At 43.5% G+C, this 12,147-nt stretch carries 5 protein-coding genes; 1 reads left to right on the top strand and 4 read right to left on the bottom strand.

Annotation, left to right across the window (positions count from 1 at the left end; genetic code table 11):
* Positions 1-36: 36 nt before the first annotated feature.
* Positions 37-2,595: an alpha-L-rhamnosidase C-terminal domain-containing protein gene (locus E0F88_RS25495; protein WP_131961118.1), complete on the bottom strand. Its 2,559-nt coding sequence runs from the start codon at positions 2,593-2,595 to the stop codon at positions 37-39.
* Positions 2,596-2,886: 291 nt separating this feature from the next.
* Here E0F88_RS25495 and E0F88_RS25490 point away from each other — a divergent pair, with 291 nt between their 5' ends.
* Positions 2,887-3,762 carry an AraC family transcriptional regulator gene (locus E0F88_RS25490; protein WP_131961117.1) on the top strand — a complete coding sequence of 292 codons (876 nt, stop codon included), beginning with the start codon at positions 2,887-2,889 and terminating at the stop codon, positions 3,760-3,762.
* A gap of 23 nt (positions 3,763-3,785) precedes the next feature.
* Here the strand turns inward: E0F88_RS25490 and E0F88_RS25485 are convergent, their stop codons facing one another.
* The 3 genes from E0F88_RS25485 to E0F88_RS25475 all read right to left on the bottom strand — a co-directional run bounded on the left by E0F88_RS25485 (position 3,786) and on the right by E0F88_RS25475 (position 12,145).
* On the bottom strand, positions 3,786-5,207 hold the full coding sequence (locus E0F88_RS25485; protein ID WP_131961116.1) for a DUF1501 domain-containing protein: 1,422 nt from the start codon (positions 5,205-5,207) through the stop codon (positions 3,786-3,788).
* 48 nt (positions 5,208-5,255) lie between these two features.
* Positions 5,256-7,547 (bottom strand): DUF1549 domain-containing protein, encoded by a 2,292-nt coding sequence (locus tag E0F88_RS25480; protein WP_131961249.1) that lies wholly within the window; start codon positions 7,545-7,547, stop codon positions 5,256-5,258.
* A 368-nt stretch (positions 7,548-7,915) separates the two neighbouring features.
* Positions 7,916-12,145 carry a hybrid sensor histidine kinase/response regulator transcription factor gene (locus tag E0F88_RS25475; RefSeq protein ID WP_131961115.1) on the bottom strand — a complete coding sequence of 1,410 codons (4,230 nt, stop codon included), beginning with the start codon at positions 12,143-12,145 and terminating at the stop codon, positions 7,916-7,918.
* Positions 12,146-12,147: the final 2 nt, after the last annotated feature.

Genomic DNA, 12,147 nt, shown 5'->3' with positions numbered 1-12,147 from the left:
TGAGTAGTTAACGTAAAAGGAAATAGCGAAATTGACTTACTGAAAAAACACACCGGACACCAAAGCATTTCCACCACGAATGTGGCTGATTCGCACTCTCACCGGCTTTGCACAGGTAAAAGTAATGTATTTGCCGTTTTGTGTTTCTTCTATTAAGGAAGGAACCGATACGATGTTTTTACTTTGTAAATCAAAAAGTTCGACGATGAATCGGGTCTGTTTTTTCTCCAAATCCTTTACAAAGACCGAAAAAGTATAACCTCCCGGCTTTCTGCTAAAAATATCAAGATAGATCGTTTGGGTACAGGCGGAAGGATTTCGTGTCGTCAAAGCACCCAATACGAATGGAATGTTTTGATTGTCTGCTGATTTATTTTCCGGTTTGTCACCCATAAAAAGTAATCCGGGAGCACCGGGACCTGAATGCTTCCAGGTAAGACTATCGATATAAACCGGCAGGTTTACCAGGTGTTTGTTAACACCATTTTGATTAAAGAATATTGAACCGTCTTTGCCAAATTTCTTTTGGCCCGATGTCTGATTTTCCTTTATTCCGGATAATAAGGGTGCGCTGATTTCTTTAACCTTTTCCGCTGAACGTTCTTTTTTATATTTTATTTCAAAAGAATAGAAACCCGGTTTTATGTTGTTCAAATATACAAAACCTGCATCTTCTGTAACAGATTCCAAAGTATCCGGCTTCATTCCTGCTTCCAAAACCGTCTTATTATTGACAATTAACTTTAAAATACCTGAACTTTTAGGAATCGCAAAACTGCCCGTTGTTCCCTTAGGAACTACCAGTTCAGCAGTTCCTTTTTCACGGTCGTATCCGCAGGTAATTTTTCCATGAGGCGTTTGTACGCTTCCATTTACCCAGGTTAAACCTTTGGAAAGATTGGGTTTGATCATAAAATCAGCAAAACCCGGTGCCAATGGTTTTATTCCCAAAACTTCTTCTGAAAGCCATTTTGTTACGCCGCTGCTCCATGGATGGCACAGGCTCGTGTATCCGCATTGTCCGTTCGGTACAGGATCAAGCGGGTTGATGACCTCGCTCCATTGTGGCCGAAAACATTCCCAAAACGTAGTTGCTCCCATGCGTAGCTGTCCTCCCCAGCTGTCGTTTATCGATGTGAGCGCTTCGTCGTACAGCCCAAGCTGCGACATGGATTTGATAATAAAGTATTGGTTAAAAGGAGAAAACGAAACATTGTCTGCCGGATTTTTATATAGATTTAACAGAATTTTTTTCTCTGTGTCATTCAGTAATCCCGTTCCGACCGCATCAGCTGCTGCATGAAGACCAAGCGTTTTTGTCCAGTTTTTATCCAGTCGTAATTCACTTAGTTTTTTGTCCGCTAATTTTTCGTAACCCACTGCATCATCCTGAATTCCTATTGCCTGGTAAACCTGTGATAAAGCTTTACATGCCTGAATAAACAACATTCTGTAAGCCAGCTGATTTTCCGGGTTATCGGGATTTTCAAAGCCAGCACCAAGCCGTTCGTCCCAGCCGTAAAATCCAAGCTTTACCTTTGTTCCATACAGTTTTTCCCCATGCTGCATCTTTTTTATAACCGGCTCCCGCATTTCGGCAAGCAGCTTTTTATCTCCGGTGTAGTTGACATAATCTACCAGGCTAAGTATCCAATACAGCGAATAACTTGCAATCCCATTGAAGTCTGCCGAGGTGCGCCGGATATTTTCCCGAATCATCTCATAATTCCCAAATGCGACAAGAGCTGCAGCCTGTGAAGTATGCGCATCACCCGTCCAGGAAATCCGGTCTCCCCGATCCATGAGTATCGCACCAAAATAGTTTTTTAGTAAATTGAGCTTTACTGTGTAAGCACCAGTGTACCAGATTCGTGTAAGCTCATGATCACTGCATGCAAAACTACCCTCATAATTAACCGGCTTAATCTGACAAACCAGTCTTATGTTCGTGATGTGCCACGGTTTATCTATTTTATCTACATGTATCCACCCAAACCGGACACCTTCGTAAAGTTCCTTGTTTAGTTCCAAGCGATAGGTCTCGCCATATTTTACCGGTTTAGCGGTTTTTTCAGGAAACGCCGGACCTTCGTTTAGAATAGCCGGCTGATTGTATTCGCTGATGCTAAGTCGTACCTCACCATTAAAATCGGGACTGTCGAATTCAAGCCAGGCAGCACTGACGGTACCAAAATCAAACCGCAAGCTTCCCGTTCCGGTAACTTCAATATTACTAAATGAAGTGGGACCCGATTTCACATTTTTAAAAGACTCTTTATCTGACGTTATGATGTCAACAGGATGTAAGTTGTAAATCTGAAGATTCGAATCCAGGCGGCTCCATTTGTAATTGATAAGTGGATCGGGAGAATCACTGATTTTATTTTCTGAAAAAGATCCCTGATTTAAATACTTGTAAGGTTCCTGAATTGCAGTTTCTTCCAGATCGGTGTGAAAGGCGGTTGGTTTAACTGAATTTCCGGTTTGATCTGTCCTGCATCCGGTAACGGAATAACATAAAATAAACCAACAGGTAAATGACAGGTACGGTGTAGCTGTCAGATTACTTCCGGAGCTTCTTATCAATCGTAGCATTGGAGAAAAGAACTGTATTTTAAAGGATAAAAAACAGTATTAAGGGTTTAGGAATATCCTACAAAGATGATAATCTTAAAAATAAACAATATGCATAAAATGATTTTTAGCATGCATGTTTTGAATCTGTATCCAGTCGGTCAGCAGATTTATAATTCATTTTAAATAATGAGTATTTTATTAGAAATAAGGTATTTAAATATAGAGTAAAGGATTAAACTCTAAAAAACAATATTAGTTCGTTTCCCTGAATTGCTGTAAACCCCGCCTAAATTATTTGTACAAAGTGCTATGACTAAAAACATCCGGAGATACTTCCCCAAAGATGAAACGGAAAGCAACTGGGGACTGAATGTGATCACAGCCGGAAGCTCCCGTTTTAAGCCCGGTGAAACGTATCCTGACACATCCCATCCAAAAGATCACCTTTTTAACTGGAACAACGGCCGCATTCTGAACGGCTATTATCTCGTTTTTATCACAAAAGGAAAAGGCATTTTTGAAACAGCAAATACCGGCTCAGCTTTGGTGGAAGAAGGTAACGTTCTGGTACTTTTCCCTGGTCTCTGGCATCGTTACAAACCGATCAGGGAAATAGGCTGGGAAGAGTACTGGGTTGGTTTCAACGGTCCGTACTCTGATTTTTTAATGAACAGCGAGATTTTCTCTCCCGCCAAACCAGTCATTCATGCAGGTCTGAACCAACAACTTACACAATGTTTTCACACGCTAACCGACAGCGATTATCTGATCCAGCAAAACAACCATCCTTTTCTTTGCGGCGTCGCACTTCAGATTATCGGGTTAATTCAGATGATCAACAGTAAACAAGGAAGGCAAACGACACCGCTGGAAATTGGTCTGGAGAAAGCATTTTTCCTGATGCACGACAGGATCGAACAGTCTATCAATTTTGTTGAGCTTGCGCGCGAAGTCGGGTTAAGTTATGCCTGGTTCAGGAAAATGTTTCGCGAGAAAACCGGCGTTGCGCCCAATCAGTATTTCATCGATCTTAAAATAAAACGTGCGCAGGAACTGATCAGAAATACCAACCTGAACATCAATGAAATTTCGTATTCACTTGATTTTAACTCTCCGTTTTACTTTTCCAGGTTATTTAAACAAAAAACAGGTCACAGCCCTGCAGAGTACAGGACAATGACCTGACATTCATGTCGCTTTGTTAAAACCTAACTCAGCAGATCCAAAACTGCTTTTCCTTTTCCGTCCGGCGTTGTGTAAAAGGGACGTTTTTCAACATCGTACTGCGTATCTTCCGGGATTCCCAGCGCATGGTAAATTGTCTGGTGCACCTGATCTATTTTGATAGGATTTTCAATCGTTTTACATGGACGTTCATCCGCGGTTTTTCCGTAAACAAATCCTTTTTTGATACCACCTCCAAACATCAGCATGGATCCCGCATCTGTAAAGTGACGGTGCATTCCGTAGAATTTCATGTCGGACAAAATATCAGGCTGCGGAACCTGTTCCTGAACTTTCAGATCCGGACTTCCTTCCACCATCATATCCCGGCTAAACTCGCTGGCTAATACAACCATCGTCCGGTCGAGTAACCCCTGTTTGTCAAGATCCTTGATCAATTGGGCAATCGGGCCGTCAATCTGTTTTTTCATATCTGCCAGTCGGGTATTGCCGTTTTCATGCGTATCCCAACCTTTAAATGGCTCGTATTCAGTAGTAACACTTATGAAACGTGCACCCTGTTCGGTTAATCTTCTGGCCAACAGACAACCCAACCCAAACTTACCGGTATTATAAGTATCGTAACTTTCTTTCGGTTCTGTACTCAGGTCGAATGCTTTCGACTCGGGAGAATTCAATAATGCATATGCCTGCTCCATCGATCGTTTCAGCGATTCGCGCTGGTAATCACTTCCAAACTCTCCGACCGGACTGTTGTTAATCAGCTCATTATACAGCTCATTTCTTCTTTCAAAACGTTTCGCATCCATACCCACAGGCGGGCGAACACTTTCCAGCCCCTGACTTGGATCCGGAATAAAAAACGGCCCGAATTCATTTCCGAGAAAACCAGCTGTATGAAAAGCTTTAAGCTCTTCACCTTCGCCCAAAGTAAAACGCTGACCGATATCGATGAATGCAGGAATAACCGGATTTTTCGGACCCAGTTCTTTTGCAATCCAGGAACCGAGGTGTGGAGCGGCAACGGTTTGCGGCGGTTCGTAGCATGTATGCCAGTGGTACTGGTGCCGCGAGTGCAGGATGTGTCCCATATCGGCAGCCGTGTAGGAACGGATCAATGTTCCCTTGTCCATTACTTTCCCTATGGATTGCAGCCCTTCTGAAAAATGAATCCCGTCAAGTACCGTTGGCATCGACTTGAATGTGCTTAAAACCCGGTTTCCTTCCATGCCTGTTTTGTAAGGCGTGTACAGTTTCGGGTCAAAGGTTTCTGTATGCGCCATTCCGCCTGCCATCCAGAGTAAAATCACAGTGTCGGCAGTGGAATTTGTTCCTGCTTTGCAGCTGGTTAAAACATTCGCTAACGGAGAACCTGCCGCTAACGCTGCCAGGGTAGCTGCGCTGGTTCTTTGCAGAAATTCCCGTCTGTTCCAGGTTGGTTTCATATTTTAGGTTTTAGCTGTTAGCTCTTGGCTTTTAGCACGCTTTAAGGTTTAGTAAATCAGCTGAAATTCGGGAACGAGCGCCAGAGCCCACACCAAATCCTGAATACCTTCTTCACTTGGTTTTGGTCCCAGGATTTTTTGAGCCGCGGCCAGTTCTTTTGGCAAAGGATTTCTTCCCAGAGCCCGTTTATATAATGCAGTCACCAGCGTATCGGTTGTAGGATATTTCGCCTTCCATTCCTTTGCTCCGTTTTTTAATGTTTGCGTAAACTTGTTTCCGTTGGTAAGCTCCAGGGCCTGCAAGAGGTTAGCCTGGGAAGTTCTGCTGGTGCTTACCGTTTCCCGGTTTGGCCTTCCCAGTGAAGTTTGGAAAGGGTCATTTTTAACAAAGGCTGCTCTGGCAAACGGTAGTTTTTCCTTCATTTTCTCAGGCAGAAGATTAAATACAATAGCCGAATCAGAGTACATCGGTTTAAAAGCACTGCTGATCGCATCTGTAAATTGCTCCGCGGTAAGCCTTCTCCGCACCATTCCGGTAAATTTGTACGTATTGGCCATAATATCCCCTGCTTCTTTCACCGAAGTGGAGGGCAGCTGATAGGTTTTGGAAGTTACAATGGTATAAATGAGCTTCTTCATATCATAACCATTGGCTGCGAAATCGGAAGCAAGCCAATCGAGCAAATCTTCGCTCCAAGGCATATTATCCATCATGTCAACCGGTTCTACAATACCACGCCCCAGCAGCTGGGCCCAAATCCTGTTAACTGCTGTGCGATAAAGCCTGCCGTCTTTGGGCTGTATGAGCAAATCAGCCAGTTCGCGCAAACGTTTCTCGGTGCTTGCATTTACACTGATCTCACCCAGTTCTGGAAAAAGGATTTTGGTACCGGCAATTTTACCAGTCGGTTTATCGCAGCGGTTTATTTCCAGTAAGGTATCAGCAAAAATATTCGCAAAAGCATAAGAATCAGCCAGTTTCCAATCACTGATAAAGCTGTCGTGACAGGATGCGCATTTTAAATTCAAACCAAGTAAAACCTGAGATACATTTTGAGCGGCCTGCATTTCGGTACGCTGACTTGAATTAATAGTTCCTCTCCATTTAATCCCTCTGATAAAACCTTCCGATCCTTTTACCGGACTGATCAGTTCTTTTACAAAACCATTGTAAGGTTTGTTGGTTTCGAGTGAAGTATAAAGCCACTTTGTGATATCAAAACGCCCCCCGGTAATGTAACCCGTTCCGGTGTAATCATTTCTGAGCGCATCGTTCCAAAACGATATCCAATGCTGGGCATAATCGTCATTTTTATTCAGAAGTTCTTTCGCAAGTAATTCGCGTTTATCCGGCCGGCCGTCAGCCACAAAAGCTTCAATTTTTTCAGACGGAGGAAGCAGACCAATAATATCCAGATACACCCTGCGAATGTAAATCCGGTCATTCACAACCGGTTTCCAGTCAATTTTATTTTGTTTAAAGTAAACGTTTACAAAGCGGTCGATCGGCTGCACAATATCCCCGCTTGCAGCAGGAATAACCGGTGTTCTTGGTTCCAGGGCAGCTACCCGATAAATACTTGCTTCTTTTCCGTCGGGCCATAAGGCACCTTTTTCGATCCAGAATTTAAGTACACTTATTTCTTTTTCTGTGAGCCTTTTACCTTTTGTAGGCATGGCCTCTTTATCACCTTTTGGCAAAGAAATTCGTCTGATCAGTTCGCTTTTATCAGGATGTTCGGGTATCACAACAGCGCCGCCTTCTCCCCCTTTCATAATCGCATCTTTACTATCGAGTCTTAAATCTCCTTTTGATTTTGCTTCTCCGTGGCAGCTGTAACAGTTATGTGCAAGAATTGTCCTGACTTCCACATTCAGCTCCTGAACCTGCTGCGGACTTAATGCGCCATTATTGGTTAAGACAAAATCGGCTTTATCCGCGTCCGGCTTCACCAGCGGTTCGGAAGAAGGCAAAACACTTGACAGGTAATCGTCTCCATGTGTGAGCATTGCACCATAATGTCCTGCGAAGGAAACACCAAAAACAGTCAGAAAAAGAAGTGAACGAAATGCGGCAATACGATTGTATTGTACCGCCAAAGCCGCGAGAACTGACAGCACCACGGTAGCCAAACCCGACCAGCGGTGAATTTCCAAACTATTACCATATTCTCCTTCAGCGGCCAACAGCCAGCCAAAAGCAGCGGCAAGAACGGCACTACCGGCACCAATCCATACCAATATCTTAATCCCGTCTTTCAGTTTGGCTGATTTACCTCGCCAGTCAATAAGTTCCAGAATAAGCGCTACGCAAAGAAGTCCGATCGGGAAATGGACCATTAACGGATGAAGCCGGCCTAAAAATTGCCAAAGCCAGAACGTTTCAGTGGATTGAAGTAGCACAGTTAAAAAAGGAAGTTAGTAATTCTGATATGGTAAATTTCGAAATGAAAAACTCGGTTTCGTATTTGTAAAAGCCTGTCAATCCTGTTTCAAAAAAGTATCAATTATGTTGCAAAACACTAAAAAAAAGCTTTTTAACATGATTGGTTTAAAATTCGGATTTTCAAATACATCACAAAGGACATTAGCCTTAACCGATTTAATAAGACATAACGACCGGAAATTTACCCGGTTACAGATAAACTTTCGGGCAACACCATTTTCCAAACTAAACAACAAACTCTTATTTGAGGCGTGACAAACTTTTACAACCCGGTGGTTGCTTCCGCCATCAGTTCGCCCCGATGCGCTTTGGCATACTGTGAAGGAGACATGTTGTACAATTTCTGAAAGGAGATGCGGAAGTTTTTGGGATCTTCAATACCTACCATCAGCGCAATTTCGGATACCCGGGCATGTTCATTGGTCAGGAGCTGTGCAGCACGTTTGAGACGGATATCTTTGATAAACTCAATGACCGACTGGCCGGTTATGTTTTTAACCCGCCGGTAAAAAACAGACTGACTCATTCCCATTGCCGTCACAAGAGATTGTACTTTAAATTCCGAATTGGTCAGGTTATCTTCCACAATTTTCATCGCCGTTTCCAGGAATATCTTGTCCTCATCCGGAATCGTGATTTCGGTTGGTTCGAGTAATATTTTTCTCTGATAGTATTCAAGAAGCTTGTTTCTGCTTTGCAGGATCGTACTGACCTTCGCACGCAGAATTTTCGGATTAAAAGGTTTGGCAATGTAATCATCCGCACCTGTTTCAAGTCCTTCCAGCTCCTGCACAGCAGCGGCCCGCGCCGTTAAAAGTATCACGGGAATGTGGGATGTTTTCGGATGCTGTTTGATTTTCTTGCAAAGGTCGAGACCGTTTAAACCCGGCATCATCACGTCGCTCAGGATCAGATCCGGTTGTGTTTCCGGAATTTTGGTCCAGGCTTCTGAACCGTCGACCGACAGGAAAACCTCATAATCGGATTCAAAAAGCCCTCTTAAATATTCCCTTAAATCCGCATTATCCTCAACAATTAAAAGTTTTGCTGTTTTTTCAACAACAGCGGGTTCAGAGTAAAAGATGACGTCGGTATTCTCCGGCAGCTGCACATATTGCTCAGGCATCATGTCTTCCCTTAGATCGGGCGCTGACAAATGTTTCCTGCCAAAAGGAAGTTTCACCGTAAATGTTGTCCCCTGCCCTACTGCGCTTTGTACTTCCACTTCTCCCGAATGGCTTTGCACCATTTGCTGTACCAGTGCAAGTCCGATGCCTGTTCCTTTAAAATTGCTCCCGGTTGCATTTGACGCCTGGTAATAAGGATCAAAAATCTTCTCAAGTTCTTCTGTTCTGATTCCATAACCCCAGTCTTTGACGGAGATTTCCAGATAGTTGTCGGTTAGTTTGCCATCCTGCCAAACGGCGTCCAGATTTTCCAAACCGATTACCGAAGAGGCCAGTCTTATCCGTCCGCCTTCTGGTGTATATTTAAAGGCATTAGACAGCAAATTGGTGATGATAACCTCCAGTTTTTCAGAATCAAAATACATCATCACTTCCCGCTCGGGAGCATTGATACTGTAATCCAGATTACGCTCGTCTGCCTTTACCTTAAAGATCAGAAAGATTTCTTTCATAAAACCGATTACTTCCCGGCGGCTTGCGGCAAGCGATGCATGACCACTTTCAATCTTCCGAAAGCTCAGCAGCTGGTTTATCAGATCAAGCAGCTTGCGGGTCTGTTTATGCATCATGACCACCTTTTCCTTTAGTTCTCCCGACTCTCCGATTGAAGCCATAAACTCTTCCATCGGTCCCAGGATCAGCGTCAACGGTGTGCGGAATTCATGAGATACATTAGTAAAAAAATTGATTTTCACTTCTGCAATTTCTTTCTCCTTTTCCGCATGCATTTTTTCCAGAGCGATTCTGTTTTTCAGCTCCGCCTGGCTAAGTGTGATGCGCCGGTACAATATCAAAGCAGCCGCAACAATAAGCGTATAACCTATATAAGCCCACCAGGTTTTATACCAGGGAGGCAAAATAATAACCTGTACACTGGCAGGGTTCAGCGACCATACACCATCGCCATTGTTTGCTTTTACCATAAAAGTGTATTCACCTGCTGGTAAATTGGCAAAACTGGCAACACGCTGCCCGGGTGGAAGCTGCACCCAGTCATTACTGTATCCTTCCAGTTTATAGACATATTGCTGCTTCTGGGGATTTACATAGTTAAGCCCTACAAACTCAAAGGAAAAATCATTTTCAGAAGCTTTGATTGTCACGCCCTCCGGATCGGAAAACTGCCTGCTGATCATGGAGCTGCCGGTTTCTCCGCTGACCGCATCTGAATTTTTATTTAAAACACGAAGCCTGGTGATACGAACCACAGGCGGGAAAGGATTAGCTAAAATATTCTGAGGTTTGAAATAGTTAATCCCATTCGTTCCCCCGAAATACATGGTTCCGTCCAAAGATTTAAATGCCGAGCCCACCTTGAATGAATTACTCTGAAGACCATCGCTGACATCATAACGCAGGAGTTTTTTAGTGACCGGAGAAAATTTCGATAACCCGGCACCTCCAATCCAGAGGTTGCCTTTTTCATCGTCCAGGATACTTTCAATATCATTTTCTGCAATCCATTTATCGTAACGGGTTACAGTTTCTATTCCATTGACAACTTCAATTGCATGTAATCCGCCGCCGATCGTACCAATCCAGATCGTTCCGTTTTTATCCTTTAATAATGGCCAGGCGAAATTTACTTTAAAACTATTTTCATTACCGGCTTCATGTTTGAAATGACTCAGAATTCGCAGAACCCCGTTCTCTTCTTTCAGTTTAAGCACACCGGCATTCGTAGTACTTGCCCAGATGATGTCCTGTTCTTTGTCGTAAAGTAAAAAGGTTAATTGATTGGAAGGTAATTTACTATTTTCAGTGTAGTAAGTTTTTACATGTACCCCTTCGGCACTGAAAAGCATAAGCCCGTCGTAAGTTGCTGCCCATACCCTGCCAGTTTTATCCTCGGCCATTCCCTCAATACTGATGTAATTCCATGGCCGGTGGCCAGACAAATTATCATATCGTTCAGGAGCTGAATTACCTGACCGGTCCATCTGATACATACCGCGGTACCTGGTGCCAATCCAGATCTTATTTTTGGTAATCAAAAAGGAAGAAACATCGGCACCGGTAACATTTCCCTTTGCCAGGCGGTTAAGATAATTGTTGTATGATTTTGATTTCGGATCGTAAGCAGAAAACCCGTTCCGTGTTCCTATGTAAATCCGGCCGGTAACTTCGTCTTTGCTAATCGCATTGACATAATTGTTAGGCAAAGACGCATCACCGGGCAAACGCCGCTGTAACTGATTAAACTGTTTGGGACGGAGGTGAACTTTATTAAGTCCTCCGGAGGAAGCCGCAAGCCAGAGATTGCCAAACGAATCTTCCATGATTTGATGTACTCGTCCGGAATTAATGCTGGTCGCGTCGCCATCAACCGGTAAAAAGGTTTCAAGATTTAATTCTTCCGGTTTTTTTAAATAGCTGCCGGGATCTTCCAGTTTTATCAATCCGAAATTGGTACCGACCCATAACCTGCTAAAAGAATCCATGTAAAGGGATTGGATTCCATGGAAAATATGCGGCAATTTTTCAAAAACGAGATCCGTTGTTTTGTTTACCTGCTGACTCTTAACCCAGTAAACTACATCATCTGCAGCAACCCAGAAAATACCTTTCGGGTCCGTATAAATGGAGCGAATGTCCACATCGCTGATCTGAGCAACTTTATTTGCCTGAACAATGGACGCTGATTTAACATTTTGATTTTCAATTACCCACAAACCGTTGCCAATCGTTCCGATCCAGACTTTACCCCTTTTGTCAGAAAAGACACTTAATGCTCCGTAATCTCTCTGATGAAAACCATGAAGGCGCACCTGTCCAACATGTCTTACCTTCCCGGCACTTTCGAAATCAATAAAAAATACACCGAAATCCTGCGTTGCCACCCACACCCTGCCGTCCGCATCTGATGAAACAGCCAGTACCGAGGTGACACTGAGCATATCCAGAAACACCTTATCCGAAGCTAAAACTGAAAGTACTTTAACAGCCTCAAAAGTGTCTTTCAATTTGTCATAAAAGAATAGTCCGGTTCCTTCCGACCCTGCCCAGATCGTTCCGTCTTTGGCTACATGCAGCGCTCTGATACGATTGCTCGACAACCCGCGGAGGTGGTCGTTGGGCAGATCATATTTTTTAAGTTCGTATCCGTCATACCGGTTGATACCATTATTGGTACCAACCCAAACGAAGCTTTCCTGATCCTGAATGACCGACATCGCGTCGCTGTGTGAAAGGCCTTCATTTACGGTAATATGTTCAAACCTGAAACCCTTTCCAGCTTGTGCCCAACAATACGAAACGAAGTTCAAACCCCAGAAACCAATGATTAAAACCAGCCTGATTTTCATCC

The sequence above is a fragment of the Dyadobacter psychrotolerans genome (assembly GCF_004349265.1).
GTDB lineage: Bacteria > Bacteroidota > Bacteroidia > Cytophagales > Spirosomataceae > Dyadobacter > Dyadobacter psychrotolerans.
The sequence above is the reverse complement of the archived record's forward strand: the minus strand, read 5'-3'. Positions and strand labels throughout refer to the sequence as shown.

Coding starts and splice junctions, on each gene's coding strand:
- E0F88_RS25495 (WP_131961118.1), bottom strand. CDS start 2,595: ATGCTACGATTGATAAGAAGCTCCGGAAGTAATCTGACAGCTACACCG.
- E0F88_RS25475 (WP_131961115.1), bottom strand. CDS start 12,145: ATGAAAATCAGGCTGGTTTTAATCATTGGTTTCTGGGGTTTGAACTTC.
- E0F88_RS25485 (WP_131961116.1), bottom strand. CDS start 5,207: ATGAAACCAACCTGGAACAGACGGGAATTTCTGCAAAGAACCAGCGCA.
- E0F88_RS25490 (WP_131961117.1), top strand. CDS start 2,887: ATGACTAAAAACATCCGGAGATACTTCCCCAAAGATGAAACGGAAAGC.
- E0F88_RS25480 (WP_131961249.1), bottom strand. CDS start 7,547: ATGGTCCATTTCCCGATCGGACTTCTTTGCGTAGCGCTTATTCTGGAA.